The 25,829-nt window shown below is 65.5% G+C and carries 22 protein-coding genes, 1 tRNA gene and 1 pseudogene; 8 read left to right on the forward strand and 16 right to left on the reverse strand.

The features are described from left to right. Window positions 1-3: 3 nt before the first annotated feature. From ACIP0B_RS01270 to ACIP0B_RS01285, 4 genes are all read right to left on the reverse strand, one after another. Complete coding sequence (locus ACIP0B_RS01270) at window positions 4-666, reverse strand: hypothetical protein (RefSeq protein ID WP_400829134.1); 663 nt, start codon at window positions 664-666, stop codon at window positions 4-6. Between the two features lie 15 nt (window positions 667-681). Further along, window positions 682-1,341, reverse strand: a complete 660-nt coding sequence (locus tag ACIP0B_RS01275; RefSeq protein WP_400829136.1) for a c-type cytochrome — start codon at window positions 1,339-1,341, stop codon at window positions 682-684. Between the two features lie 9 nt (window positions 1,342-1,350). Further along, window positions 1,351-2,835 (reverse strand): flavin monoamine oxidase family protein, encoded by a 1,485-nt coding sequence (locus ACIP0B_RS01280; RefSeq protein ID WP_400829138.1) that lies wholly within the window; start codon window positions 2,833-2,835, stop codon window positions 1,351-1,353. A 149-nt stretch (window positions 2,836-2,984) separates the two neighbouring features. Beyond that, window positions 2,985-4,343: an NAD(P)/FAD-dependent oxidoreductase gene (locus ACIP0B_RS01285; protein WP_400829173.1), complete on the reverse strand. Its 1,359-nt coding sequence runs from the start codon at window positions 4,341-4,343 to the stop codon at window positions 2,985-2,987. Between the two features lie 341 nt (window positions 4,344-4,684). Here ACIP0B_RS01285 and ACIP0B_RS01290 point away from each other — a divergent pair, with 341 nt between their 5' ends. The 3 genes from ACIP0B_RS01290 to yghU all read left to right on the forward strand — a co-directional run bounded on the left by ACIP0B_RS01290 (window position 4,685) and on the right by yghU (window position 7,263). Beyond that, complete coding sequence (locus tag ACIP0B_RS01290) at window positions 4,685-5,314, forward strand: DUF3885 domain-containing protein (protein ID WP_400829140.1); 630 nt, start codon at window positions 4,685-4,687, stop codon at window positions 5,312-5,314. Between the two features lie 56 nt (window positions 5,315-5,370). Then, the gene (locus ACIP0B_RS01295; RefSeq protein ID WP_400829142.1) at window positions 5,371-6,285 is read left to right on the forward strand and encodes a GNAT family N-acetyltransferase; all 915 of its coding nucleotides are present in this window, start codon (window positions 5,371-5,373) and stop codon (window positions 6,283-6,285) included. A 138-nt stretch (window positions 6,286-6,423) separates the two neighbouring features. After that, window positions 6,424-7,263 carry a glutathione-dependent disulfide-bond oxidoreductase gene (yghU, locus tag ACIP0B_RS01300; protein ID WP_400829144.1) on the forward strand — a complete coding sequence of 280 codons (840 nt, stop codon included), beginning with the start codon at window positions 6,424-6,426 and terminating at the stop codon, window positions 7,261-7,263. 94 nt (window positions 7,264-7,357) lie between these two features. Here the strand turns inward: yghU and ACIP0B_RS01305 are convergent, their stop codons facing one another. After that, window positions 7,358-7,579, reverse strand: coding sequence for a hypothetical protein (locus ACIP0B_RS01305; RefSeq protein ID WP_400829146.1), 222 nt, complete (start codon window positions 7,577-7,579; stop codon window positions 7,358-7,360). A 170-nt stretch (window positions 7,580-7,749) separates the two neighbouring features. Further along, window positions 7,750-8,178, reverse strand: a complete 429-nt coding sequence (locus ACIP0B_RS01310) for a bleomycin resistance protein (RefSeq protein WP_400829147.1) — start codon at window positions 8,176-8,178, stop codon at window positions 7,750-7,752. Between the two features lie 433 nt (window positions 8,179-8,611). Between ACIP0B_RS01310 and ACIP0B_RS01315 the strand changes: the two genes are divergently transcribed. Next, a complete protein-coding gene (locus tag ACIP0B_RS01315) occupies window positions 8,612-10,099 on the forward strand; it encodes a DUF1254 domain-containing protein (protein ID WP_400829149.1) in 1,488 nt (495 codons plus the stop codon). A gap of 192 nt (window positions 10,100-10,291) precedes the next feature. Beyond that, window positions 10,292-11,113, forward strand: a complete 822-nt coding sequence (locus tag ACIP0B_RS01320; protein WP_400829150.1) for a transporter — start codon at window positions 10,292-10,294, stop codon at window positions 11,111-11,113. 90 nt (window positions 11,114-11,203) lie between these two features. Here ACIP0B_RS01320 and ACIP0B_RS01325 read toward each other — a convergent pair whose 3' ends face one another. The 3 genes from ACIP0B_RS01325 to ACIP0B_RS01335 form a co-directional block, all read right to left on the reverse strand. Further along, window positions 11,204-11,548 (reverse strand): cupin domain-containing protein, encoded by a 345-nt coding sequence (locus ACIP0B_RS01325; protein WP_400829175.1) that lies wholly within the window; start codon window positions 11,546-11,548, stop codon window positions 11,204-11,206. 82 nt (window positions 11,549-11,630) lie between these two features. Further along, window positions 11,631-12,557 carry a LysR family transcriptional regulator gene (locus tag ACIP0B_RS01330; RefSeq protein WP_400829152.1) on the reverse strand — a complete coding sequence of 309 codons (927 nt, stop codon included), beginning with the start codon at window positions 12,555-12,557 and terminating at the stop codon, window positions 11,631-11,633. Further along, entirely contained in the window at window positions 12,554-13,528 is a 975-nt protein-coding gene (locus tag ACIP0B_RS01335; protein WP_400829154.1) for a quinone oxidoreductase family protein, read from the reverse strand. The genes ACIP0B_RS01330 and ACIP0B_RS01335 overlap by 4 nt, the downstream gene beginning before the upstream one ends. A 191-nt stretch (window positions 13,529-13,719) precedes the next feature. Between ACIP0B_RS01335 and ACIP0B_RS01340 the strand changes: the two are divergent. The 3 genes and pseudogenes from ACIP0B_RS01340 to ACIP0B_RS01350 all read left to right on the forward strand — a co-directional run. Continuing rightward, window positions 13,720-14,277, forward strand: a pseudogene (locus ACIP0B_RS01340) (HD family hydrolase); the annotation flags it as partial. Between the two features lie 3 nt (window positions 14,278-14,280). Further along, a complete protein-coding gene (locus tag ACIP0B_RS01345) occupies window positions 14,281-14,787 on the forward strand; it encodes a GNAT family N-acetyltransferase (protein WP_400829177.1) in 507 nt (168 codons plus the stop codon). 141 nt (window positions 14,788-14,928) lie between these two features. Then, window positions 14,929-15,960, forward strand: a complete 1,032-nt coding sequence (locus ACIP0B_RS01350) for an NAD(P)-dependent alcohol dehydrogenase (protein ID WP_400829156.1) — start codon at window positions 14,929-14,931, stop codon at window positions 15,958-15,960. Window positions 15,961-16,183: 223 nt separating this feature from the next. Here ACIP0B_RS01350 and ACIP0B_RS01355 read toward each other — a convergent pair. The 7 genes from ACIP0B_RS01355 to fdnG all read right to left on the reverse strand — a co-directional run bounded on the left by ACIP0B_RS01355 (window position 16,184) and on the right by fdnG (window position 25,248). Further along, a tRNA-Sec gene (locus tag ACIP0B_RS01355) sits at window positions 16,184-16,279 on the reverse strand. Between the two features lie 7 nt (window positions 16,280-16,286). Further along, window positions 16,287-18,206 carry a selenocysteine-specific translation elongation factor gene (selB, locus tag ACIP0B_RS01360; protein ID WP_400829158.1) on the reverse strand — a complete coding sequence of 640 codons (1,920 nt, stop codon included), beginning with the start codon at window positions 18,204-18,206 and terminating at the stop codon, window positions 16,287-16,289. After that, the gene (gene selA / locus ACIP0B_RS01365) at window positions 18,203-19,615 is read right to left on the reverse strand and encodes an L-seryl-tRNA(Sec) selenium transferase (protein WP_400829160.1); all 1,413 of its coding nucleotides are present in this window, start codon (window positions 19,613-19,615) and stop codon (window positions 18,203-18,205) included. The genes selB and selA overlap by 4 nt, the downstream gene beginning before the upstream one ends. Window positions 19,616-19,666: 51 nt before the next feature. Then, the gene (gene fdhE / locus ACIP0B_RS01370; RefSeq protein WP_400829162.1) at window positions 19,667-20,593 is read right to left on the reverse strand and encodes a formate dehydrogenase accessory protein FdhE; all 927 of its coding nucleotides are present in this window, start codon (window positions 20,591-20,593) and stop codon (window positions 19,667-19,669) included. 3 nt (window positions 20,594-20,596) lie between these two features. Then, complete coding sequence (locus ACIP0B_RS01375) at window positions 20,597-21,250, reverse strand: formate dehydrogenase subunit gamma (protein WP_400829164.1); 654 nt, start codon at window positions 21,248-21,250, stop codon at window positions 20,597-20,599. Next, on the reverse strand, window positions 21,247-22,182 hold the full coding sequence (gene fdxH, locus ACIP0B_RS01380) for a formate dehydrogenase subunit beta (RefSeq protein ID WP_400829166.1): 936 nt from the start codon (window positions 22,180-22,182) through the stop codon (window positions 21,247-21,249). The genes ACIP0B_RS01375 and fdxH overlap by 4 nt, the downstream gene beginning before the upstream one ends. Further along, window positions 22,183-25,248, reverse strand: coding sequence for a formate dehydrogenase-N subunit alpha (gene fdnG, locus ACIP0B_RS01385; protein ID WP_400829168.1), 3,066 nt, complete (start codon window positions 25,246-25,248; stop codon window positions 22,183-22,185). Window positions 25,249-25,829 lie beyond the last annotated feature (581 nt).

Genomic DNA, 25,829 nt, shown 5'->3' on the forward strand with positions numbered 1-25,829 from the left:
GGTTCAGCGGGGTTGCAGTTGGTACGAAGCCTTCTTCGAACGCCCCAGCGCGCAATAGGCGACATGCAACTGCATCAGGTTGAAAGCCCACGTCCCCATGGCCAGGGTGTAGAAGTTCAGGACGACATTGGTCTCGTCCCCCGGAATTTTGTAGAAGTCATAAATGCTTGCGATGGCCTGGCTGCTCAGCATGGCCAGGGTCAGACCGATGGCCGCCCGGTATTCGCCGACGCTCACCAACTGGCACACCACCCACACCAGATAGAGCGAAAAGCAGCTCCAGGTGACCAGGTAGAAGTACGGCAGCGGCTTGGCGATGGCGCTCGACAGCACCAGCCCGAACGTCGCCGCCAGGGCGGCCGCGAACAGCAGGATGTCCTTGGTGAGCTGCGGCTTGTAGCCGTGGGTGACGGCCATCATGCCGATCACCGCGATCACCGGGATGCCGAAGCCCCGGGAGAACGCATCGCAGAAGAACGAGATGAAGTAGGACACCTCCCAACCCATCACGAAGTAGAGCAAGGCATTGGTTGCCGAGAACGCCACGACCAGGCATTCGAGCCCCAGCAGGACGTTGCCCTTGCGCAGGAACTGGATGCCATACACGACGCCGGACGAAACCAGCAGGAAAGCGGCAAGACAAATAGCGATGTTTCGAGGATCCATGGCGGCACGCTCGCTTTAGGGATGTTGTGGTGGTTGGTTGGCCGAAGCCAGGTAATGGGCGATCGCCTTGCGTTCGTCCGCCGACAGCGCGGCGGCCATGGCCTGCATGGCGCCGGTCGGTTCGCGGCGGCGGCCGTCGGCGAACGCGTCGAGCTGCGCCCGCAGGTAGTCGACGCCCTGCCCGGCCAGGCGCGGGAACCCGGCGGCGCCTTGCAGGTTTTGGCCATGGCAGGCGACGCAGCCGCGGGTGGTCACCAGTTGCTTGCCCGCGTCCAGCAGGCCGGCGTCGGGGCGAAAGCTTTGGTTGTCGGGCGGGCTCTGGCGGGCGAAGTAGTCCGCCAACTGGCGGATGTCCGACTCGCTGAGGGTCTTGGCCAGCGGTTCCATGTTCGGCGCCCGGCGCTGCCCGTCGGCGAACTGCTGCAACTGGCCGATCAGGTACGGCGCCGGCTGGCCGGCCAGGCTCGGGTAGCGTTGATGCAGCGAACGGCCGCCGTTGCCGTGGCAACTGGTGCAGACGTCCGTCAGGTGCGGCCACGGCCCTTCGGCCTCGTAGGCCTGGGCCGAATCGCCGATGTACTGCTGCAGGTGATAGAGGCCGAGCAGATCCCGGCCGTAGAAGGCGGTCAGCAATGCGACCGCCGCCAGCACGCCCAACGTCATGAGTCTTTTCATGTTGTCCTCCTACCCCTGGCGCAACGCGTTGAGCACTTGCAGGGCGCTGCGGTGCCCCGAGCGCACGGCGCCGTCCATGTAGCCGGCCCAGATGTCGGCGGTTTCCGTGCCCGACCAGTAGAGGTTGCCGCAGGACGGGTGCAGGGACTCGCCATGGGTGCTCCAGAACCCCGGCGGGATCGGCGAGACGCAGGTGATCGTCCACGGGTCGGCGAAACCCCAGTCGTGCTCGCTGTATGACACAGGGCTCAAGGCCTCTTCCCCCAGGCTTTTCGCGTAGGTTTGCGCCAGCAGGTCTTTCACCTCGTTCAGGTCGGAAGGGACTTTGGCGTTGACGATGAAGGCGTTGATCACGCCGATCTCGCCCCCCGGCGGCGAGTTGTCGTAGGCCCAGAGGATCGGGCCGTTAAGTTGCAGGGTGTGGCCGTTCAGGCCCTTGTCGCGCCAGAACGGGCGGCGGTAGACCATCACCGTCTTGCGCGCCGGCGCATGGGCCGGCCAGGCGCTTTGCAGGGCGGCGCGCCCGGCGGGCAACGGCGGGTCGAAGGTCAGTTGATGGCACAGCGCCGGGTGGATCGCCATGATCACCTTGCGGGCGCGCACCGGGCCCCGGTCGGTGTGCAGCGTGACGACCGGCTGCCCCCAGTCCGAAATCCGCCGCACCGGGCACGACAGGCGCACCTTCGGGCCCAGGGCATCGGCCATCCTGATCGACAGCAACTGCGAGCCGCCGACCAACCGGGTGCCCTGGGCGCTGTCCTTGATCGAGTCCAGCCGCGCATATTCGCAACCGGCGGAATTGATCATCGACAGGTAATGCAGCAGGCCCATCTTCGCCGGCGGCACCCCGCAGGTCAGCGACAGGCTGACGTCCCAGCCGGAGCGGTCCTCAGGCTTGACGCCCTGCCCGGCCAGCCAGTCGCCCATCGACAGTTTGTCCAGTTCGGCGAGCCGGGAGGACTTCCACGGCGCCCCGCACGGCACGTCCCGCGACAGCTCGCTGAGCTTGGCCGCCAGGGTTTCGTCGGTGCCGAAGGTGCCTTCCAGGTCGATTTCGACACGCCCGTCGGCCCCGCCGAGAACCACCGTGCGACCTTGGTAATAACTGGGGAACGTCCCCACCTCCAGCTCGCGAGCCAAGTCCGCCACGGCGGTCTGGCCCGGGCCGATCCACTGCCCGCCGGCCTCGGACACGAAGCCCGAGCCCAGATCGTGATTGAGCGTGCGACCGCCCACCCGGTCGCGGGCCTCCAGCACGGCGAACGCTTCGCAGCCGGCCCTTTGCAGGTCGCGGGCCGCCGTCAGTCCGGCCAGGCCCGCGCCGATGATCGCCACGTCCAGCACGTCGCCGGCATCGCCCTCCGCCGTGTCGGCGGCATCGGCCAGGCCGATCCTGAGGCCCAGGCCGCCGACGGCCATCGAGGCGCCGGCCAGCTTGAGCAGTTGCCTTCGCGGCAATTCGAACGGACTCCCGGGGGAGTACGGCTTGTCCATGTTCCTACCTCACGCAAGTGGTCTTCTGATGGGGTCGCTCCCTGACGGAGCCTTTCTTCGGGCAAAACGGGGCCTGTCCGCCCGTACACGGCGATCCGCGCGGCAGGGTCAAACGGTGTCGTGAACGGCGGCCTGCGCCGGCGCCGGGCTCAGCCGGCCTTGCGCACCCGTCGGTTGGTGAAGCTGTCGAGCTGATGCGCGGCGCCCAGCGCCAGCGTCATCGCGCACCACTGCAACGGCTCCGGCAGCAGCGACGGCGTCTTGTGGCGCAGGGCGGCCAGCAACGGGTGCTCGATGCCGCCGATGCGCTCCGCCAGCAGATGGCCGATGAACGATTGGGTGCCCACGCCGTGCCCCGAGCAGCCGGCGGTGTAATGGATGTTCTGGTGCGTGCCGGTTTCGCCCACCACCGGCAAGGCGTCGAACGCCAGGCTGATGTAGCCGCTCCAGCAATGCTGGATGCCCAGCCCGCGCAGCGTCGGGAAACGCTCGTGGAGCGCGACGGCCAATTGTTGGTAGGCGACGTGGTCCGGCTCGTTGGGGGTCTTGCTGCCGTACACGTAGCTGATGCGCTTGGTGGTCAGCACCAGGGTGTTGTGGGCGGTCAGGCGGTGGCTTTCCATGGTCAGGTGGGAGGTCATGATCCCTTCGCGGTTCGGCCAGCCCAGCGACGCCAGTTGCGCCGGCGACAGCGGCTGGGTCTCGATGGCCGAAACCTTGATGGGCATGACCTTGTCGCGCAGCAGCCCGAGCTGCGGGGTGTAGGCATTGGTGGCGAACACCAGGTGCGGCGCGCTGGCGCTGCCGTGCGGCGTCTTGCACTCGATGACAGGCCCTTCGCTGTAGCCGAGCAGCGGCGTGTTCTCGTAGAGCCGCACGCCCGCGCGGATCGCCGCGCGGCGCAGGCCCAGCACATACTTGCCGGGGTTCAGCGTGCCGCCGCCGGGGATGTGGCAGCCGAACAGGAACGCCGGCGGAATGCCCCGCGCCCGCATCTGCGCGTGATCCAGGAAGGTCGCCGGCGAACCCAGCGAGACGCCCAGCTCCATGCTTTCGCGCAGGCGTTTTTCCTGGGAAGGATGCACGCCGGCGCGGATGATGCCCGAGGGGTTGTAGTCGCAGTCGATGCCGAGTTCGCCCAGCTTTCTTTCGACATAGCCGACGCCTTCGTCGTAGAAGCGGATGATGGATCTGGCCTGCTCGTGGCCGACACGCTTGAGGAACAGCTCGTACTCCAGCCCCTGGCCGCCGCCGAGGTAACCGGCGTTGCGGCCGCTGGCGCCGAAGCCGGCGAATTCCTGCTCGAGGACAATCACTTTCGCGCCCAGGGCCGTGAGTTCCAGCGCCGTGCTGAGGCCGGCGAACCCGGCGCCCACCACAATCACATCGGCGCTGTCGTCGCCGGACAGGGACGGCTGGATATCGTCCGGACGTTCGAGCCAGCCGCCCAGGCTGCGAAAGTGTCCCGGCTCGGCGGCCGACGGGCTGGATGCGTTCCGGCGGGTCATGGACATGGCAAATCTCCTGCTCTGCCTGGTGTTTTTCAGGCCAATCTCGTGGTGCTTCGACGGGCGGCCGTTGCGGAAAAGCAGAGGAGGCCCGCCAAAACCATCTGACTTGATCAAATGACCAAGTCGGATAAACAAAAGCAATCGACATGCCAACCGCACGCCTGGATAGTCTTTCTTAAGGGAAATCAAACCGTTACGCTGCTCGCACCGACAAGCCGTCGCCCCGCAAAAGCCAAGCCGGGCAGGATCGTGCACGGATCCTGTGAATTAAGGAAACAAGTGTTACTTAATTGGTGCACCCCTCCTCACCCTCGGTTTGAACATCAAAAAGGAACGAGATGAACCTGCAGATTGAGATCGACCACCTGTTCGACGGCCAGGCGTTCGCCCGGCCGCTGTTCTATGCCTGTCCGGGCGGGCTGCGTTTCGGACTCTCCGAAGGCGGCGGGATGATCGAACAGTTTCTGACGGCCCTGCGCAAAGCGACCGAGGTCTGCCGCGATGTCTTCGACGGTGAAGATTCGCTCACCGTCTGCCTGCGAACCCATTCCCGCGGCAACCCGATGGTTCATCGCGCCACGCTCCGCGCGCTCCAGTCAGCGGGCATCCAGATACCCGCCGTCCGCTCGGTCTGGAGCGAGATGATCGACGACGAATGGTTTGACGAAACGGTGCCCGAGTACTGGGTGAACGTCGCGTTCGAGGCCCCGTCGGATCTGCTGCAAGCCGTTCTCTGGTGCGCGATGGCCAGCGATTTCGGCGCCATCAGGCCCAAACCCGGTTGCGCCTTTTACCTCTTCAACCTGAACCGGCAGGTCATGGCGTTCCCTTATGACGACAGGGGGATGGACGTGGTCGGCCCCAACAAGACGCTGCTTTCACAGCTGTACCGCAAGCACCAGGCGTACTTGCTGGACTATGACCGGGATGAGATGGACGCGACCTTCGCTGAATCAGGGGATGATTGACATGATTGCCTGAGGCAACTATATATTTGCCTCAGGCAACCATAAGGTCTTCCGTCATGTCCCCGATCACCGAACGCGCCGAAACCGTCCGCCGCTTCAACCGCTTCTACACCCAGCAGATCGGCGTGTTGCAGGAACACCTGCTGCGCAGCGAGTTCTCGCTGACCGAAAGCCGCATCCTCTACGAACTGGGCTCGCGGGCGGACCTCACCGGCGCCGACCTCTGCCAGATGCTGGGGCTGAACGCGGGCTACCTGAGCCGGGTCATCGGCGGCTTCGAGAAAAAGGGCCTGATCGACAAGACCCGCTCCGCCACCGACGCCCGCGCCTCGTGCATCGGGCTCACCGACCAGGGCCGGCAGGTGCTGGCCACCCTGGAGCACGCCTCCCGCGAAGAGGTCATCGCCCTGTTGCAGCGCTTGGCCGAACCCCAGCAGGAGCAACTGATCCAGGCGATGAAACGGGTGCAGAACCTGCTGGGCGACGGCGAACCGTCCTACCTCTTGCGCGACCCCAAGGCCGGCGACATGGGCGCCGTCGTCCAGCAGCAGGCCGAGCTGTACACCCGCGAATACGGCTGGAACCACGAGTTCGAAGCGCTGGTGGCCGAGATCGTCGCCAAGTACCTGCGCGAGTTCGACCCGAGCGGCGAACGCTGCTGGATCGCGGAAAAGGACGGCCGGGTGGTCGGTTCGGTCTTTGTCGTCCGCCATGACGCCACCACGGCCAAGCTGCGGATGCTCTACGTTGACGCCGGCGCCCGCGGCCTGGGGATCGGCAAGCGCCTGGTCGAAGAGACCCTGCGCTTCGCCCGTCAGGCCGGCTACAAAACGATGATGCTGTGGACGGTCGACATCCTCACCGACGCCCGCCGGCTCTACCAGAAGGCCGGCTTCCGGTTGGTCGAAGAGGAGCCGATGCACAGCTTCGGCAAGGATCTCGTCAGCCAGACCTGGGCGGTGGACCTGTGACGCCGACCGGCCCTGAACAACGGATTCGACCATCAGCGGGTGGAGTTTCAGGGCGGTTCTGTGGTGTCCTGTCGCCAAAGGCCCGCCGCTTCCGGCGGGGCTCACGTCACTCGACTACTTCACGATGAGGTTCGTTTCATGAGCAAAGCGCCCTACGTCCCGCCCAAGGTCTGGAAACACGAGGCTCCGTCCGGCGGCCATTTCGCCAACATCAACCGCCCGGTGGCCGGGCCGACCCACGACAAGGCCCTGCCGGTCGGCAAGCATCCGCTGCAGCTGTATTCGCTGGCCACGCCCAACGGCGTCAAGGTCACCATCCTGCTGGAGGAACTGCTGGCCCTGGGGCATTCCGGCGCTGAGTACGACGCCTGGCTGATCCGCATCGGCGAGGGCGATCAGTTCTCCAGCGGCTTCGTCGAGGTCAACCCGAACTCGAAGATCCCGGCGCTGCTGGACCGCAGCGTGGAACCGGCCATCCGCGTGTTCGAGTCCGGCTCGATCCTGCTGTACCTCGCGGAAAAGTTCGGCGCCCTGCTCCCCTCCGACCCGGCCGGCCGCACCGAAACCCTGAACTGGCTGTTCTGGCAGATGGGCTCGGCGCCTTACCTGGGCGGCGGCTTCGGCCACTTCTACGCCTATGCGCCGGAGAAGTTCGAATACCCGATCAACCGCTTCACCATGGAAGCCAAGCGCCAACTGGACGTGCTCGACCGCCGCCTCGGCGAAAGCGCCTACCTGGCCGGCGACACCTACACCATCGCCGACATCGCCGTCTGGCCGTGGTACGGACAACTGGTGCGCAACAACGTCTACGCCGCCGCCGAGTTCCTCAACGCCCAGCAATACACCCACGTACTGCGCTGGGCGGAAGAGATCGCCAAGCGGCCGGCGGTGCAGCGCGGAATGCGCGTTAACCGCACCTGGGGCGATGAGGCGAGCCAGGTGCCGGAGCGGCATCGGGCTGAGGATTTGGGGTAAGGGAACGGAGTCTTACTGACAGAACGGCCGGTCAAGCGTTGGCTTGACCGGCCGTTTTTTTGCTTCAGCGCCTCGTGACTATCCCGCGCCGCCGCTATTGGGCTGGAGACGCCTCCGGACATTCATCGGCCCATCGCGTCACCGTCATGTCGTTGAGTCGCTCACCCAGGGTGTCGACGCGCAAGCAAACGCCCTTTTTTGAGTAGAACAGGATGCAGCGCGAACTATCAAAAGAGCAGGAATCAAGCTCCAGGACATTGCGCGCAGCCAGCTCGCGCTCGACACCACTGTATTCATAGCCATCGCGGGCGTGCATCGGGGTTGGCTTCCACCCCTGTTTGATCAACTTGGACCTGGCCGCCACCAAAGATTCACCGACGGCGATGCCTGCTGGCCCTAGCGTGTCGTTTATCGGTTGTGAGCCACCGGCAAATGCCAGGCCGGGCCCCGCGCAATACATTGCCAGGAGCAAGAGGGTCGGGGCCTTCAAGAGCAAACCGGCCGCTCACCCAGCCTCTCCACCAACCTGACGAGATAACCGTCGGGATCCTTGACGATGAACTCGCGCTGGCCTACTTCCAGATGGTCAGCCCGATACCAAGTGTCTTGGCATTCTCGATAGAGTGAACATCCAGCCTGATCAAGTTTTCGGATGATGGGCGCGACAGCCTCAACATCAATCTGAAGGTTGATGCCTCTTCCAAACGGCTGGGTCAGCGGCGCAGTCAGCCATTGGCCCGCGTCCGGATCAACCTGCTCAAGCATGACTTGAGCACCATTGAGATCAAGGTAGGCAAATCCGTCTTCCGGGCGTTGATAAGCAATTTTGAATCCCAGATGAGAAACCCAAAAAACCAGGCTGCTGTCCAGGCTGGTGACCATTAACTCCGGAACCAGCCGATTACGTTCGAACATGAGATGACTTCCATTTCAAAAGGCGCGTTTTTGCGGGCGGGCAGGTTCTGCTCTTATGCATTCGATGCCACGACTGGAGCGTGGCGAGCGCGATGATGCTTGATCGGGTGGGAATTATCGAGTCAGGTGGAGTGGCGACTTCTGGCTGTGGGTTCAATCCCCCCGAACTCAGGTGCAGTGGCAGCACTTTCAAAGGATTGTCCCCATTTCTCTTTTCTTACCCTTTCCCACAACCCGAATTTGAACGCTACGGTGCAACCCCTTCCGGCACTACCGCTCGACCCGGCGCTGACCATGCCGTGATTTCTTCCCGTACCTACGCTACCGGACGAGCGCTCGACCGCTAATGGCGATACTGAGAAATCGTTCCTATCCTTGAAAGTCATTGCGAATTGGCCATTCGAAGACCTCGGAAGTTGAAGGAGCACATGCCATGAAGCTCACAGCAAGTCTGTTTGGATTCAGCCTTGTGTTATGGACTATCTGTGCACCAGCAGCAGATCGCTACGACGCGCTGGCAGAGGCGCCTTTCACCAAGGGTTTCCTGGCCAAGGAAGACGTCGCGGCGCTGGCGGATGAATTGGCGTTCCAACGCGCGACCCAGGCTTACTTGTGGGCATTGCCAGCGTTGAACATGTACGGCATGAAAGAAGGTTCGGAAAAGACCTTCGGCAAGGGCTATAACGTCCTGCCCATCTTCAAGGGACGGCTGAACGCCAAGACTCTGATCACCACCCCCAACTCCGATGTCATTTATGCGCTGGGCTATCTGGATCTGAAGGACGACGGCCCCATGGTGATCGAGGTGCCGCCAGGGCTACAGGGGATCCTTGACGACTTCTGGCAACGGCCAATCTGTTCCGAAGGGCCGATCAACGGCAAACAATGGTGCGGTGACGTCGGCCTGCCGGGGCCGGACCAAGGCAAAGGCGGCAAGTATTTGCTCTTGCCTCCGGACTACAAGGGGACGGTTCCCGACGGGTATTACGTGCTGCGTTCGCGCACCTATGGCGTGTTCGTGTTCTGGCGCGGTTTTTTCAAGGATCCGCAGCAACTGCAAGAGCCGGTCAAGGTCATGGAGCAGACCCGCATCTACCCGTTGGCCAAGTCGGGCAGCGCCAAACCCATGCAGTTTCCAGACGCATCCAAAGTGCCCGCCAACATGCTTTACCCTCAGGACGGCAGCGCCTTCCAGATGCTCGACCGATTCATCCAGCACGAATACGCCGACCCGCAGGACATGGAAATGCGCGGTGTACTGGCAACGCTGGGGATAGCTCAAGGGCAGACTTTTGCTCCGGACCGGCGCACCAGCACCTTGCTTGACCGCGGCGCCCGAACGGCTTTCCGAATGGCGCACCAAATTGCCTATCAACCCAACTCCAGCGAACCCAGTGCACTGTGGTACAAGGATCGCCGCTGGATGAACGTTTTCCCTGGAAATGCCACCTTCACGGCGAACAGTTTCAACTACATCGATGCACGCACCCGTTTTTTCGCCGTGGCCTACTCGGCAAGCCCGGGGATGGCAGCGAACATTGAAAATGTCGGCGCCAAATACCCGGTCACCTTCGTCGACAAGGACGGCGACTTCCTGCAAGGCAGCCAGCGCTACAAGCTGCACTTGCCCAAGGACATTCCAGCGGCGCTGTTCTGGTCAGCGACTGTGTATGACCCCGTCACAGGTTCCGGCCTGGACAACGGCCAGGCGTTTCCATCGCTCAATGCCATGGACAAGCCGACGAGCAATGCCGATGGCTCAACGGATATCTATTTCGGACCGGACTCGCCGGGCGACGGCAAGAATTGGCTGCGCACCCGATCCGATGAGGGCTTCTTTGTGATCTTGCGCCTCTATGGGCCAACCAAGGCCTTCTATGATCAAAGCTGGAAGCCCGGTGACATCGAAAAGCTCAAATGACTCGCGTGCCAGCGCCATGTGATCACCTGCGCGGCACCTGTTTATGGGCATTGGCTTCGAAGTGTCTCCTTTTGGCCGCTTACGCAGCGCACCCGCTCAAGGCGGCATCGTGGAGTTGGAATGATTTCATATTGATCGCAGCTGCCTAAACCACCCCTTGCAACATACTTTGCCGACCGAAGGTAGGTAGCAATGGACTCGAACAAACGAAGGGTACGCACCTCATCGACAGTGTTTTTTTCATTGTTCTTCTTATCTGCGGCTCATGCTGAGGACTCTGCGGAACTGGCCAAGAAAGCCCTGAACCCGGTCGCCGCCATGTACAGCCTCCCGATCCAGTACAACTGGGATCAAAAGATGGGGCCGTCCAATCATGGCATGCACAGCGTCACCAATATCCAGCCCGTGCTGCCTTTCGAATTGAATGATGACTGGAACCTGATTTCCCGTACCATCCTGCCGGTCATTGATCAGCACGGCCTGGCACCCAACGGGGCGGCGGACAAATCCGGTGTCGGCGATATCACACAGAGTTTCTTCTTCTCACCGAAGAGGCCAACGGATAGCGGCTGGATTCTGGGGGTCGGTCCGGCGTTGCTGATGCCTACAGGCAGTGATGACTTGCTGGGAAGCGAGCAATGGGGTCTCGGCCCGACAGCCGTTGCGTTGAAACAGTCAAATGGCTGGACACGAGGAGTTCTCGCGAATCATATCTGGGGGCTGAACGGTAGCCCTCCGGACGACAAGGAAAAGGTCAATCAAACGTTCCTGCAACCCTTTCTCTCCTATACCACCAGTGCACTCACTACATACGGAGTCAACACCGAGTCGACCTACAACTGGCAATCACGTGAATGGTCGATACCGGTCAACTTGACGATAACGCAATTGTTGAAAATCGGCGGTCATCCCCTGACGATTCAAGCCGGGCCACGATATTGGCTCGACAGCCCCGATGATGGCCCTCAGGACTGGGGCTTTCGTGCGGCCGTGACGTTTCTGTTTCCACGTTGAGAGGACGGCTCAGAATCTTCACCGGAAATGTCTTCTGACCGTTAACGATCAGTCCAGGTCTACTACCACCATTCCCGCCCACACCCCACCTCACCCCAACCTAACAACATCCACCGAAACCTCCCGAGCCACCTCCACCCCCCGGTTCTCCAGCCAGTGCGTGGTGTTCCGGTCCTCCGGCCAGCCGGCACCCGGCCCGTAGTCCGTGGCGATGCCGTTGCGGTGATCGGTGATCGTGCCTTGCAGAATGAACACCATGCCGGGCCTGTCCTTGTGGTCGTGGAGCGGGCCGAACACGCCGCCGGGGTCGATGGTCACCAGGCGCATGCGCAGTTGGCGCCCTGCCATGCCTTCGATCTCCGGGCCCAGGTCCAGGGTTGCCAGCAACTCCACTGTGACGCCTTGGGTTGCCGGGGCCGTGCGTTCGCCGCTCATTTCGGTGTCCTCCGCAAAAAGACAGGGCTTCATCAGCAGTAGACACCCTGTAACCCTTCAGCGGGCGATAAGCGACAACCGGTCAGACGGCCCACGGCGCCACAGGGTCGAACTTCGACTCGATCCACTGCTTGAACGCGACCACCGTCGCACTGGGAAAGCGCGCCGAAGGCCTGACCAGATAGACGCCGCCCGGCGTATCGAGCTGCCAGTCGGCGAGCACCTGGCGCAGCCTCCCGGCGGCGATGTCGCGGCTCATCAGCCAGTCGCCGGCGCCGAGGATGCCCTCGTCGGCGCAGGCCGCCGCCAGCAGGGATTCGCTGTCGTTGGCGGTCAGGTTGCCGTTGGGCGTCACGGTCTGGATTTCGTCGCCCCGGTGCAGGCGCCAGTGCGGAAAGGACGCGAGGCCGCTGAAACGCAGGCAATTGTGCCGGAGCAAGTCCTGCGGCGTTTCGGGTACGCCGTGCCGCTCCAGGTAGGCCGGTGAGGCGCAGAGTATCCGGCGGTGGTCGCAGAGTTTTTTGGCGACCAGTCGGCTGTCCTCCAACGCGCCGATGCGGATGGCCGCATCGAACCCTTCATCGATGATGTCCACCCGCCGTTCGCTGTAGTCGGCGTAGACCGAGACCTGCGGATACGCCTTGAGAAACGCCGGCAGCATCGGCCCGAGCCAACGCCTGCCCATGGCCGCCGGCAATGCGAGGCGCAAGGTGCCGCGAACTTCGCCCGCCGCCTCTGCCGTCTGTTGCTGCGCTTCCTCCAGCAGCTCGATGGCCGCGCGCAGGCGCTGCTCCAGCCGCAGGCCCGCCTCGGTGATGCGCACCTGTCGGGTGGAGCGCTCGACCAACCTCACGCCCAGGCGCGCCTCCATGGCGGCGAGGCGTTTCGAGACGACGGTCGGGTGCCGTTGCAGCACCCGTCCGGCGCCGACGAACGAGCCTTGCGCGGCCACAGCGAGGAACGCCGCGACCTCGTCGCTGTGCTGATGACTCAGGACATCCAGATTCATGGCTTGAGAATGATCGCCCCCGATGATCGTCCGGACTCCAGGTCCGCGTGCGCCCGCGCCGCGTCGGCCAACGGGTAGGCCGCCCAGATCCGGGGCTTGATGATACCCGCGCCGACCGCCGCCAGCACATCCTGCGCCCGTGCCTGGTATTCGGCGTCAGTGGCCGTGTGCGCCGCGAGCGAAGGACGCGTCAGGAACAGGGAACCCTTGGCGTTGAGCGTGGCCAGTTCCACCGCCGCCGGCGCGCCGGACGACGCCCCGAACGACACCATGAGGCCACGCGGGCGCAAGCTGTCCAGTGACGCCTGGAAGGACACACGGCCGATGGGGTCGTAGACCACGTCCACCTTCTGCCCGTCGGTGAGGCGCGCGACCTGCGCCGCCAACGTGTCCGGGTCGAACACCAGCACTTCGTCGCACCCGGACGCCCGGGCCTTCTCGACGCTGGCCTGCTTCGACACCACACCGATCACCCTGGCGCCCAGGTGTTTCGCCCACGGCGCCATGATCTCGCCCAAACCGCCCGCCACGCCGTACAGCAGCACCGTGGTACCCGGCCCCACCGGATAAGTGGACTTGAGCAGGTACTGGGCGGTGATGCCCTTGAACAGCACGGCGGCGGCCTCATCGAAAGACAGCGAGTCCGGGAGCTTCACCAGCCGCTGCGCGGGAAACAGCCGGGCCGAGGCGTAAGCGCCCAACGGGCCGGTGGCGTAGGCGACACGGTCGCCGACCTGCACAGAGCCGACACCCTCACCCACCGCCGCTACGCGCCCGGCCCCTTCCAGGCCCAGCCCGGACGGCAGCGCGACGGGCACCGCGCCCTTGCGTTGGGTCACGTCGAGGTAGTTGACGCCGATGGCTTCCTGGCGGAGCCACACCTCGCCGGGGCCGGGCGACAGTACGTCGAGGGTGTCCAGGGTCAACACGTCAGGCGCGCCGGCCCGGGCAAAACGGATCGCTGAAACCATGGGGGTTTTCCTTGCTGTCAGAAGCGGTCTTCAAAGGGTGGGCCGAGTATGGGAATTCGCTTCTGCGCCAACAATAAGGTCTCTTGCAGATCATTGCTGCACCCTTTACAGCAATCCAACAAACCGGACATTGACCTGAACCGGCCAAGCATCGAACATTCGCCGCGAACCTCTGAATGAAAGAAACGGGCATGAACCTCGAAAAGATCAAAGGACGATTGGCCTTCCTGCGCGAAGCGGAGAAGCTCAAAAGCGTGCTGCGCAGCGCCCATACCGCCGCCGGACGCCCGGAAAGCACCGCCGAACACAGTTGGCGCCTGTGCCTGATGGCGATTGCCTTCGAAGACGAACTGACCGGCCTCGACCTCTCCAGGATCCTCAAGCTGTGCGTCATCCATGACCTGGGCGAAGCCATCAGCGGCGACATTCCCGCCATCAACAAAGCGTCGTTCCCCGACAAGAGCGAGCAGGAAAAGAACGACCTGCTGCTGTTGACCCAGGCGCTGGACGCGCCCCTGCGGGACGACATCCTCGCGCTGTGGGACGACTACGAACACGGGCGCTCCCCCGAGGCCCAGGCGGTGAAGGCGCTGGACAAGCTGGAGACGATCCTGCAGCACACCCAGGGTGCCAACCCGCCCGACTTCAACTACGCGTTCAACCTGACCTACGGCAAGCGCTACACCGATGCCACGCCGCTGTTTCAGACCCTGCGCGCGCTGATCGACCAGGACACCAAAGAACGGATCGGTATGAACATCGCAATCCGCAAAGAACAGCCCCAGGACGCCGAAACCATCGCCCGCCTCACCGAAGCGGCGTTCCGCGACGCCGAGCATTCCAGCCACACCGAGCACTTCATCGTCGACGCCCTGCGGCGTGCCGGGCAGTTGAGCCTGTCGTTGGTGGCGGAGGAAAACGGCGTGATCGTCGGCCATGTGGCCCTGTCGCCGGTCACGGTGTCGGACGGCGCCACGGGCTGGTACGGCCTCGGGCCGATTTCCGTGTGGCCGGAGCGTCACGGCCAGGGCATCGGCGCGGCGCTGATGAAAGCGGCCCTGAATGGTCTGCGGGAAGTGGACGGCGCCGGGTGCGTGCTGCTGGGCGATCCCGGCTACTACGGCCGTTTCGGCTTCAAGCCCCATCCGGGCCTCGAACTGCCGGGGGTTCCGGCCGAGTACTTCCAGGCACTGGCGCTGGGCGGCGCGGTGCCGACAGGCGTGGTGCGCTACCACGAGGCCTTCGACGCCACCGAGTGAACGCAACCCAGGCAGCCCGGTTCCGCCGGGCTGCTACACTCTCGACGCCTTGCGCGATGTTCCGATGTGCTCCCCTGACTGTTCCCGCAGCGCTCGCCGTTCGGGTCGTCGTCCCCCCGTTTCGCCAACCGGAGGTGTCCCATGAGCAACAGTACCGAACTCTCGTCCTTCACCGGCTGGGCCGCCACCGCCGCCGGCGCGCCCCTCGAGCGCTACAGCTACGATCCCGGCCCGTTGGGCGACGAAGACGTCGAAGTGGCCGTGGAATACTGCGGCGTCTGCCACTCCGACCAGTCGCTGATCGACAACGATTGGGGCATCAGCCAATACCCGTTCATTCCCGGCCATGAGGTGGTCGGCAAGATCGTGCGCATCGGCTCCCAGGTGCGCGGCCTTCAGGTCGGCCAGCGGGTCGGCATCGGCTGGTACAAGGGCAGCTGCATGCACTGCCCGTCCTGCATGGGCGGTTCGCATAACCTGTGCAGCACCGCCCGGCCCACCATCATCGGCAGCCACGGCGGGTTCGCCGACCGCGTGCGCAGCCACTGGGCCTGGGCCCTGACGATTCCCGCAGGGCTCGACCCGGCGCTGGCCGGGCCATTGTTCTGCGCCGGTTCCACGGTGTTCAACCCGCTGGTGGAGTTCGGCGTCAAACCCACCGACCGCGTGGGCGTGGTGGGGATCGGCGGGCTGGGTCACCTGGCCTTGCGTTTCCTCAATGCCTGGGGCTGCGAGGTCACGGCGTTCACCTCCTCCTTGAGCAAGCAGGACGAAGCCAAGCGCCTGGGCGCCCACAACGTGGTGGCCTCCACCGACAGCGCCGCGCTCAAGGCCATCGCCGGCACCCTGGACTTCCTGCTGGTCACCGCCAACGCCAACCTCGACTGGTCGGCGATGCTCGCCACCTTGCGCGGCCGGGGCCGCCTGCACTTCGTCGGCATCGTGCCCAGCGCCATTCCGGTGCACGTGTTCGAACTGATTCCCCAGCAGAAGGTGCTGTCCGCCTCGCCGGTCGGCTCCCCCGCCGCCACCGCGACCATGCTGGAGTTCTGCGCCCGGCACCAGATCGTGCCGCAGGTCGAGCACTTCCCCATGAGCCGGGTCAACGAGGCCGTCGACCATTTGCGCAGCGGCAAGGCGCGGTATCGCATCGTGCTGGATGCGAGCCGGTGATCGGCAGGGCCTTCCGGTAGGGCCTGCTGCGCAGGCCAGCGGGAGCAAGCTCCCTCGCCACAGGGGCTTGGCTGAAACCAGGCAACTCCCTCACCACAGGGCGCTTGGCTGAAACCAGGCAATGCCCTCACCAAAGGGCGCTTGGCTGAAATCAAGGAGTGCCTGCTGCAGCCTTTGTGGCGAGGGAGCTTGCTCCCGCTGGGGCGCGCAGCGGCCCCAAAAATGGCGGAAGGCAGCCGGAGTCGAACCTGCCCGGGAACGGATGCCGTCCCCAACCGGGTTTGAAGCCCGGCCGCGCCACCGGGCGCGATTGCCTTCCTTTGAACTCAGTGTGCGTCGGCGTTGGCCAGCGCACTGTCGAAGCGGATTTGCCGGTGATCGCCCACCCGCCGGGTCAGGCCCAGGCGGTCGAAGTACTCAAGCACCTGAATGCTGCGCTTGCGCCCCAAGCCTAGCGCATCGCGGAACGCCGTGACCTGGATCTGCGGATTTTCTTCGGCCAGGCGCAGCAGCACCGCCGCCATCTGCCGGAGCGTGAGGTCGGTGACGAACAGGTCGCGCACCACCTGATGCATCAGCCCCAACCGCGCCAGCTTGCGCAGCAGCAGGCGCACGGCGGCATCGTCCCGGCCCGTGACCGTCGCCACGTCCCGCACCCACGGCGGATCGAATCCCGCCTGTTCGAACAGCGGTTGCAGCACCTGCCACAAGGCCTCGTCATCGGCACTCAGGCGCACCTGATGGTCCGGCAGGTGCAGCCACGGGCCGCTGGCGGTGATCGAGCCGGCGGCGCGCAATTCGTCGAGCAGGCTGAGGAAGGTCGAACGCTCCAGTTCCAAGCCGCTGAAGCGCCGCAGGCGGTCGCGGTCGGGCCCCATCTGGTCGGGCTCCAGCTCATGCAGGCGGGCGAGCTTTTCCAGCAGGGTGAACTTGAGGATGCCCCAACGCTGGGCGTTGAACAGCACCGGGCCTTGGCGGGTGTCGATCCGCCGGACGTTCTCCGGCAGCGCCCAACCGGCCTGCGGACGGTTGAACTGGCGCTCCAGCCGTTGCGCCGCCAGCCCGCTGGCGCTGTGGTCGAGCAACGCCGGCAAGGCCGCCTCCATCGCTTCGCTGCCGGCCAACGCCCGCAGTTGCGCCAGGCGCTCGGGGCTGCGCCGCTGGCGCGTAGGGGCAAACGGATCGAGCACCTGTCCGCCGCCCAGGGTGCGCTGGGCGCTGGCATCGCGCAGGATCAACCGGTCACCCTTGACCGCCTGCACCGGCGAGGCGGTCAGCAGTTGCGCGAACGTGCGCTCGCCGGGGCTCAAGCGCGCCCCTTCCAGCAGCGCCACACGGGCGATCACATCTTGCGTGCCCAGGTGCAGGTGCACCGGCTGAAAGTGCTCGAAGGCGCGGGTCTCGTCGGGCAGCAGCCGCCATTCGATGTCCAGCCGCTGGGTCGGCGCGTGCAGCCAGTCGGCCGACAGCCACTGGCCCCGGTGGATCTGCCCGAGGTCGAGACGTTCGCCGCTCAGGTTCAGGGCCACCCGCTGACCGGCGAAGGCGTGTTCGGCGGGTTGGTTCTGCGCATGCAGGCCGCGCACCCGCACCGTTTTGCCGGACGGCCCGAGCACCAGCCTGTCGCCCACCGCCACCGTCCCCGACAGCGCCGTGCCGGTGACCACGATCCCCGCCCCGGCCACGCTGAACGCCCGGTCGATGGGCAGGCGAAAACCGCCCTCAAGGCTGCGGGCCTGCACCTCGCCCTGGGCCAGCAGCAGCTGTTCACGCAGCGCCTCGACGCCTTGCCCGGTCACGCTCGACACCGCCACTATCGGCGCCTGGCTGAACGGCCCCGGCGCCAGCAGCGCCCTAACCTGCCGCCGCACCGCGTCCACCCTGGCCGGTTCGACCCGATCCACCTTGGTGATCGCCACCAATGCACGCGGGATCCCGAGCAGTTCGACGATGGCCAGGTGCTCGCGGGTCTGGGGCATCACGCCGTCGTCCGCCGCCACCACCAGCAGCACCCGATCAATGCCTTGGGCACCGGCCAGCATGTTGTGGGTGAATTTCTCGTGGCCCGGCACGTCGATGAAACCGGTCAGTCCTGCGCCCGGCGCGAGCTCCGCGTACAGGTAACCCAAATCGATGGTCATGCCCCGTTCGCGCTCCTGCGGACGGCGGTCGCCGGCCTGGCCGGTGAGCGCCTGAAGCAGCGAAGTCTTGCCGTGGTCGATGTGCCCGGCGGTGCCGACGATCATTCAGGCACCTGCAGTTGCCCGAGCTGCGCCAGCCACGTCGGTTCGTCGTCCAGTTGCCGCAGGTCCAGCCACAGGGCGTCGTCGTCGAGTCGGCCAAGCACCGGCACCGGCAAGCGGCGCAGCGCCGCTTCCAGGTTCAGCAGGCAGCGCCCGCGCAGACGCTTCGACACCTGCGGTCGGGCGCACAACGCAGCGCTGGGCAGGCGTGCCACCGGTTGGCTGCCGCTGCCGATCATGCCCAGGGCCGTTTCGGCGCTGACCTGCCAGGCAGCCCCCAACGCCTGTGCCAACGCCGGTTGCAGGCGTTCGGCCTGAGCCAGGATGTCCGCTTGCGGGCGGGTCAGCAGGCGCAGGCTCGGCAGGCGCTCGGCCAAGCGGTCCGGGTAGCGGTACAGGCCCAGCACCGCTTCCAGCGCCGCCAAGGTCAGCTTGTCGACCCGCAGCGCCCGTTTCAGCGGGTTCTTCTTGATCTTCGCGATCAGTTCCTTACGCCCGACGATGAGCCCGGCCTGGGGCCCGCCGAGCAGTTTGTCGCCGCTGAAGGTCACGATGTCCGCGCCGTCGAGCAAGGCCTGGCGCACGGTCGGCTCCGCCGGCAAACCCCAGCGGGTCAGGTCCAGCAGGCTGCCGCTGCCCAGGTCTTCGAGCAGCGGCAAGCCATGCCGGTGGGCCAGTTCCGCCAGTTCGGCGGTGGGCACCCGGGCGGTGAACCCTTCGATGCTGTAGTTGCTGGCGTGCACCCGCATGATCAGGCCGCTGCGCGGGCCGAGCGCCGCTTCGTAGTCGCGGGCGTGGGTGCGGTTGGTGGTGCCGACCTCGTGCAGGCGCACGCCGGCGCGGGCCATGATGTCGGGGATGCGGAACGCGCCGCCGATCTCGATCAGTTCGCCGCGGGAGATGATGCCTTCCTTGCGCGCGCCCAGGCTGTTGAGGGTCAGCAGCACGGCGGCGGCATTGTTGTTGACCACGGTCACGGCCTCGGCGCCGGTCAGCTCGCGGATCAGCCCTTCGATCAGGTCGTCGCGGTCGCCGCGCTTGCCGCTGGCCAGGTCGAATTCCAGGTTGAGCGGATAGCGTGCCGCGACCTGCACCGCCTCGATGGCCTCCTTGGGCAGCAAGGCGCGGCCCAGGTTGGTGTGCAGCACCGTGCCGGTCAGGTTGAACACCCGCCGCACGTGGCTGCGCCGCTGCGCCGCCAACCGCTCGGCGGCGCGCCCGGCCAGCGCTTCGGGGCCGATCTCGATGGCCGCCACCTGCCCGCTCAGGACCTCGGGGCGCAGTTCATCCAGCAATTGGCGCAGACAGGCCAGCAGCGCCTCCCGCCCGAAACGCTCGTTCAGCGGCCGGCAGGCGGGATGACGCAACAGGCTGTCGATGGAAGGCAAACGCGGGGCGACACTCACAGACATCCGGCTCTCCCGAAATCAACAGATCGTCGGGCCTGAGTGTAGACGCTGCCGTCATTCGTCTCCGGGGGCCAGCAGCAGATTCGGCGCCAGCCGTTGAAGGCCGTCCTGGGCCAGGCGCATGTCCAGCAGCAGGCTGGTCAGGTCCGCCGACAGCGCTTCGGCGTCGGGGTCGTTCTCCAGGTAGACCAGCTTCAGGTAGGTGTTGCAGCTGGGGCACACCTCCGCCCGCAGCGGCGCCCGCTCCGCCGTGTGGCGGTCGTCGGCCAGGCTCATGTATTCCAGGCCCTTGCTCTGCTCGCAGTACACGCACTTGACCCGCACCACATGCCATTCGCAGGCGCACAGCGAACACACCAGGTAACGCAGGCCGTTGTGCTTGCCGCGGTGGCGGATCACCCCGGCCATGGCCGGCGCGCCGCAGGCCGGACATTGGCTGAGGCTGTCGCCGGGGGGCAGCCGCAGGTCCGGCACGCTGAGCAGCCAGTGGCTCCACGCCGCTTGCAGGGCCGCGCCGAGAAACGGCACCAGCGCCGCCGGCACCAGCGAATACTGGCCGCTGACCAATGCCACCGCCCAAGCGCGGCGCTGGCCGGGGCTGGCCGTGCGCAAGGTGTCCACGGATTCGGCCACCGCCGCTTGTTCGGGCGCCACGTAGCGTTGCAGCAAGGCATCCAGGTAGGCCTGCCACCCGTCCTCGCGGATCAGGGTGTCGGCGGCGAACGGCGGCAAACCGTGCTGGCGGCAAGTCTCCAGCCGCTGCGCATCGGGCGCCACCGCCAGCGGCGGGTCGTCCAGCACCTGCTGCTGCACCCGGCACAGGCCGGCGATCAGGCGCAGATACGCGGCCAACGGATGCCCCTCGGCCAGATACTCCAGCCGCAAGGCCCGCAAGGTGAACAGATCGCGCGGCGGCAGATGCAGGAACGGCGGCGAACCGGCCGCCGCTTCGATTTCCCCAGGTTCCAGAATGGTCGGCAACGGTCAGCCCTTCTTGGTGATCGGCGGTTTCGGCGCAGGCTCGCCTTCCACTTCCCGGGCCCACAGCGCATGGTGCTTGCGGGCCCAGGCGCGGCTGACGCGACCATGCATCATCGCGTCCACCGAGCCCTTGATCCAGATCCCTGCATAGATGTGCACGATGATGCTCAGGATCAGCACGAACCCGGCCAGCGCGTGCAGCAGCATCGCCCAGCGGATTGTGGTGATGCCGAACCAGTGGCTGAAGTACGCCCGCCAGATCACCAGCCCCGTGAACAGCAACGCCAGCATGCACAGCAGTAAAGTCCAGAACAGCAGTTTCTGCCCGGCGTTGTACTTGCCCACCGGCGGGACCGTCTCCTCGTCGTTGACCAGCACCCGGTCGATGCGCCGCAGCCATTTCCAGTCGTTGTCGATGAAGAAGTTCGAGCGCCAGAAGCGCAACACCAGCCCCAGGAAGAACACGAACATCAGCACGCCCATGAACGGGTGCAGGATCCGCGTCCACGGCCCGCCGCCGAACAGGTTCGTCAGCCAGAACAGCGCCGGGTGGAACAGCGCCAGCCCCGACAGCCCGGCCATCAGGAACAGGATCGCCACCAGCCAGTGGTTGGTGCGCTGATTGGCGGTGTAGCGCAGGATCGGTTTGTCGCTCATGGCCTGCCCTCCCCGCGTGGGTCGAAGGTGTGCACCGCCGGATCGACGACATGCACCGAGGTGTCCGGCGGCTCCGGATGCTCATCCTCTTCCGTGCGGTTGGGCCCGACGCGCACGTAGTGGAAGAACCCGGCCAGCACCGCCAGGCCCATCGCCAGCAGGCCCAAGGGTTTGCCGATGCCTTTCCACAGGCCCACCAGCGGGCTGATCGCCGGATGGTCCGGCAGGCCGGCGTACAGCCGTGGCGTGTCGGCGTGGTGCAGCACGTACATCACGTGGGTGCCGCCGACGCCTTCGGGGTCATACAGGCCGGCCTGGTCGAAGCCGCGGCTCTTGAGGTCGACGATCCGTTCGGCGGCGTGGACCTTCATGTCCTCCTTGCTGCCGAACACGATGGCCCCGGTCGGGCAGGTCTTCACGCAGGCCGGCTCCAGGCCCACGGCCACCCGGTCCGAGCACAGGGTGCACTTGTAGGCCTTGTGGTCCTTCTGCGAGATACGCGGGATGTTGAACGGGCAACCGGTGATGCAGTAGCCGCAGCCGATGCAGTGGTCCTGATCGAAATCGACGATGCCGTTGGCGTGTTTGATGATCGCGCCGGGGCTCGGGCACGCCGCCAGGCAGCCGGGTTCGGCGCAGTGCATGCAGCCGTCCTTGCGGATCAGCCATTCGAGGTTGCCGGCGTCGGTCTCGTGCTCGGTGAAGCGCATCAGCGTCCACGAGTCGGCGGTCAGGTCCTGCGGGTTGTCGTAGGTGCCGTGGTTGTGGCCCACCTCGTCGCGCAGCTCGTTCCATTCCGAGCACGCGACCTGGCAGGCCTTGCAGCCGATGCACTTGGTGGTGTCGATCAGCTTGGCGACCTCTTGCTGACCGCGCACCGACGGCGCCGGCGTGGTGGTGGCCGAGCGGGCGATGATGTCTTGGCTGGCCATTTACAGTTTCTCCACGTTGACCAGGAACGACTTGGATTCCGGGGTCTGGGTGTTGCCGTCGCCGAGGAACGGCACCAGCGTGTTGGTCAGGTAGCCGTGCCGCGTCAGGCCGGTGAAGCCCCAGTGCAGCGGAATGCCGATCTGGTGCACCACCTGGTTGTTGACCTGCAGCGGCCGGATCCTTTTGGTGACCACCGCCACCGCCTCAATGAACCCGCGCTTGCTGCTGACCCGCACCCGGTCGCCGGCGACGATGCCCTTCTCTTTGGCCAGCACCTCGCCGATCTCCACGAACTGCTCCGGCTGGACGATCGCGTTCAAGCGGCAATGCTTGCTCCAGAAGTGGAAATGCTCGGTCAGCCGGTAGCTGGTGGCGGCGTACGGGAAGTCCTTGGCCACGCCGAGGCTGTCCCACACCGAATCGAAGATCCGCGCCGCCGGGTTGCTGGTGGCGTTCTTGTTCTGCGGGTGCAGCGGGTTGATGCCGATCGGCGTCTCGAACGGCTCGTAGTGCTCGGGGAACGGCCCTTCGTTCATCTTGTCGACGGCGAAGAACCGCGCCACGCCCTCGGGGTTCATGATGAACGGGTTCATCCCCGCTTCCGGCGGCACGTCGGCCTTGTAGTCCGGCACGTCGGTGCCGCCCCAGGCCTTGCCGTTCCACCACACCAGGCGTTTCTTCGGATCCCACGGCTTGCCTTGCGGGTCGGCCGAGGCGCGGTTGTAGAGGATCCGCCGGTTGGCCGGCCACGCCCACGCCCAGCCCTGATGCTGGTGCATGCCGTAAGGGTCGTTGTTGTCGCGCCGGGCCATCTGGTTGCCGGCCTCGGTCCAGCTGCCGCAGAAGATCCAGCAGCCGGACGCGGTGCTGCCGTCGTCCTTGAGCTGGGCGAAGGCCGCCAGTTGCGCGTTGGCCTTGACCGCCAGGCCGCTGGCGTCGGTGAAGTCGGTGGTGGCGTAGCCGTTGACCTCCTTGGCGATTTCCTCCGGCGACGGCTCGTCGGCGATCTTGTACGGCCACGACAGCTTCAGGATCGGCTCGGCCCAGGCGCCGCCCTCGGCCTGATAGCGCTCGCGCAGGCGCAGGAACAGCCCGCTCATGATCTGCACGTCGGTGCGCGCCTCGCCCGGCCCGTCGGCGCCCTTCCAGTGCCATTGCAGCCAGCGGCTGCTGTTGACCAGCGAACCGTCCTCCTCGGCGAAGCACGTGGTGGGCAGGCGGATGACCTCGGTCTGGATGTCGGCGGTCTTCACGTCGTTGTAGGGGCCGGCGTTCTCCCAGAACTGCGAGGTCTCGGTGGCCAGCGGATCCATCACCACCAGCCACTTGAGCCGGGCCAGCGCCTTCATCACCCGGTTCTTGTCGGGCAACGCGGCGATCGGGTTGAAGCCCTGGCACATGTAGCCGTTGACCTTGCCCTGGCCCATCAGGTCGAAGACCTTGAGGATGTCGTAGTTGGGGATGTCGAGCTTGGGCAGGTAGCTGTAGCCCCACTGGTTGTCGGCGGTGGCGTTGGCGCCGTACCAGGCCTTCATCAGGCTGACGTGGAACTTGCTGTAGTTCTGCCAGTAGGACAACTGCCCCGGCCGCAGCGGTTTCTGCGTGCGTTTGGCGATGAAGGCGTCGTAGTCCTGCTCGGCGTCCAGCGGCAGGGTCAGGTAGCCCGGCAGCGAGTTGGACAGCAGGCCCAGGTCGGTCAGGCCCTGGATGTTGGAGTGCCCGCGCAAGGCGTTGACCCCGCCGCCCGGCATGCCGACGTTGCCCAGCAGCAGTTGCACCATCGCCGCGCTGCGGATGATCTGAGAACCGATGGAGTGCTGTGTCCAGCCCAACGCGTACAGGATGGTCATGGTCTTGCCCGGTTGCGAGCAGGTGGCGATCTCCTCCCAGATCTTCTTCATGGCCTCGACCGGCATGCCGCAGATCTGGCTGGCCAGGTCGATGGTGTACCGGCTGTAGTGGCCCTTCATCAATTGATAGACGCAGCGCGGGTTCTGCAGGGTCGGGTCGACCTTGGCGAAACCGTCCTCGCCCAACTCGTAACCCCAGGTGGACTTGTCGGTGTAGCTGCGCTTGGCCGCGTCGTAGCCGGTGAACAGGCCGTCCTCGAAGCCGAAGCCGGCCTTCACGATGAAGGACAGGTCGGTGTAGTTGCGCACGTATTCGTGCTGGATCTTGTCCTCGGTCAGCAGGTAATTGATCAGCCCGCCCATGAACGCGATGTCGGTCCCGGTGCGGATCGGCGCGTAGTAGTCGGCCACCGACGCGGTGCGGGTGAACCTCGGGTCGACCACGATCAGCCGGGCAGCGTTGTGCGCCTTGGCTTCGGTCACCCATTTGAAGCCGCACGGATGCGCTTCGGCGGAGTTGCCGCCCATCACCAGGATCAGGTTCGCGTTGGCGATGTCGGTCCAAGTGTTGGTCATGGCTCCACGGCCATACGTCGGGGCAAGACTTGCCACCGTCGGGCCGTGTCAGACACGCGCTTGGTTGTCGAACCCCAGCATGCCGAGGCTGCGCACCACCTTATGGGTGATGTAGCCCGCTTCGTTGGACGCCGCCGACGCCGCGAGGAACCCGGTGGTGAGCCAACGGTTCACCGTCTGGCCCTGGGCGTTGCGCTCGGTGAAGTGGGCGTCGCGGTCGGCCTTCATCAGGTCGGCGATGCGGTCCAGCGCCTCGTCCCAGGAGATCCGCGTCCACTCGTTGGAGCCCGGCTTGCGCACCTGCGGGTATTGCAGGCGGCCCGGGCTGTGGATGAAGTCCAGCAGGCCGGCGCCTTTGGGGCACAGGGTGCCGCGGTTGACCGGGTGGTCGGCGTCGCCCTCGATGTGGATGATGTTCTGCGCCACGTTCTTGCCGGCGTCGCCCTGGCTGTACATGATCAGCCCGCACCCGACCGAGCAGTACGGGCAGGTGTTGCGGGTCTCATGGGTATGGGCGAGCTTGAAGTGGCGCACCTGCTCGGCGAAGGCCGGCGTCGGGGCCATGCCCAACGCGCCCAGGCTAGAGCCTGCAAGGCCGATGCCGGCGACCTTGAAGAACTGACGACGGCTGAGATCCATCGTGCACTCCTGATCAGGTGGAACCCGGTACGTTGCCGGGCTGTTCTGGACAATCACGGTTGCGGCAGACGCGCTGCCGATCCTTTCACTCTAGCCAACGAACCGACGGCCGGCGCACCAACCGACCGTCGGTGGCATACGGTCGTCCGCCGATGCCCTTGGGAGAGCAACTGCCCTGCCCTGGGCCTGGGGTGTCCGGACTGACGCCATCGCCAGCAGTCTGGCTCCCACAGGGGAATGTGTGTGCAACCCGGAGCACGCGGGCATTCGCCGATACCACTGTGGGAGCAACTGCCCTGCCCTGGGCCTGTGGTGTCCGGACTGACGTCATCGCCAGCAGGCTGGCTCCCACAGGGGAATGTGTGTGCAACCCGAAGCACGCGCTCATTCGCCGATACCACTGTGGGAGCAACTGTCTTGCCCTGGGCCTGTGGTGTCCGGGCTGACGCCATCGCCAGCAGGCTGGCTCCCACAGGGGAATGTGTGTGCAACCCGGAGCACGCGCTCATTCGCCGATACCCTTGGAGGAGCAACTGTCTTGCCCTGGGCCTGTGGTGTCCGGGCTGACGCCATCGCCAGCA

This window comes from Pseudomonas sp. NPDC089534 (genome assembly GCF_044749305.1).
Lineage (GTDB): Bacteria > Pseudomonadota > Gammaproteobacteria > Pseudomonadales > Pseudomonadaceae > Aquipseudomonas > Aquipseudomonas ekonensis.

Coding starts and splice junctions, on each gene's coding strand:
- ACIP0B_RS01270 (WP_400829134.1), bottom strand. CDS start 666: ATGGATCCTCGAAACATCGCTATTTGTCTTGCCGCTTTCCTGCTGGTT.
- ACIP0B_RS01275 (WP_400829136.1), bottom strand. CDS start 1,341: ATGAAAAGACTCATGACGTTGGGCGTGCTGGCGGCGGTCGCATTGCTG.
- ACIP0B_RS01280 (WP_400829138.1), bottom strand. CDS start 2,835: ATGGACAAGCCGTACTCCCCCGGGAGTCCGTTCGAATTGCCGCGAAGG.
- ACIP0B_RS01285 (WP_400829173.1), bottom strand. CDS start 4,343: ATGACCCGCCGGAACGCATCCAGCCCGTCGGCCGCCGAGCCGGGACAC.
- ACIP0B_RS01290 (WP_400829140.1), top strand. CDS start 4,685: ATGAACCTGCAGATTGAGATCGACCACCTGTTCGACGGCCAGGCGTTC.
- ACIP0B_RS01295 (WP_400829142.1), top strand. CDS start 5,371: ATGTCCCCGATCACCGAACGCGCCGAAACCGTCCGCCGCTTCAACCGC.
- yghU (WP_400829144.1), top strand. CDS start 6,424: ATGAGCAAAGCGCCCTACGTCCCGCCCAAGGTCTGGAAACACGAGGCT.
- ACIP0B_RS01305 (WP_400829146.1), bottom strand. CDS start 7,579: ATGCACGCCCGCGATGGCTATGAATACAGTGGTGTCGAGCGCGAGCTG.
- ACIP0B_RS01310 (WP_400829147.1), bottom strand. CDS start 8,178: ATGTTCGAACGTAATCGGCTGGTTCCGGAGTTAATGGTCACCAGCCTG.
- ACIP0B_RS01315 (WP_400829149.1), top strand. CDS start 8,612: ATGAAGCTCACAGCAAGTCTGTTTGGATTCAGCCTTGTGTTATGGACT.
- ACIP0B_RS01320 (WP_400829150.1), top strand. CDS start 10,292: ATGGACTCGAACAAACGAAGGGTACGCACCTCATCGACAGTGTTTTTT.
- ACIP0B_RS01325 (WP_400829175.1), bottom strand. CDS start 11,548: ATGAGCGGCGAACGCACGGCCCCGGCAACCCAAGGCGTCACAGTGGAG.
- ACIP0B_RS01330 (WP_400829152.1), bottom strand. CDS start 12,557: ATGAATCTGGATGTCCTGAGTCATCAGCACAGCGACGAGGTCGCGGCG.
- ACIP0B_RS01335 (WP_400829154.1), bottom strand. CDS start 13,528: ATGGTTTCAGCGATCCGTTTTGCCCGGGCCGGCGCGCCTGACGTGTTG.
- ACIP0B_RS01345 (WP_400829177.1), top strand. CDS start 14,281: ATGAACATCGCAATCCGCAAAGAACAGCCCCAGGACGCCGAAACCATC.
- ACIP0B_RS01350 (WP_400829156.1), top strand. CDS start 14,929: ATGAGCAACAGTACCGAACTCTCGTCCTTCACCGGCTGGGCCGCCACC.
- selB (WP_400829158.1), bottom strand. CDS start 18,206: ATGATCGTCGGCACCGCCGGGCACATCGACCACGGCAAGACTTCGCTG.
- selA (WP_400829160.1), bottom strand. CDS start 19,615: ATGTCTGTGAGTGTCGCCCCGCGTTTGCCTTCCATCGACAGCCTGTTG.
- ACIP0B_RS01375 (WP_400829164.1), bottom strand. CDS start 21,250: ATGAGCGACAAACCGATCCTGCGCTACACCGCCAATCAGCGCACCAAC.
- fdxH (WP_400829166.1), bottom strand. CDS start 22,182: ATGGCCAGCCAAGACATCATCGCCCGCTCGGCCACCACCACGCCGGCG.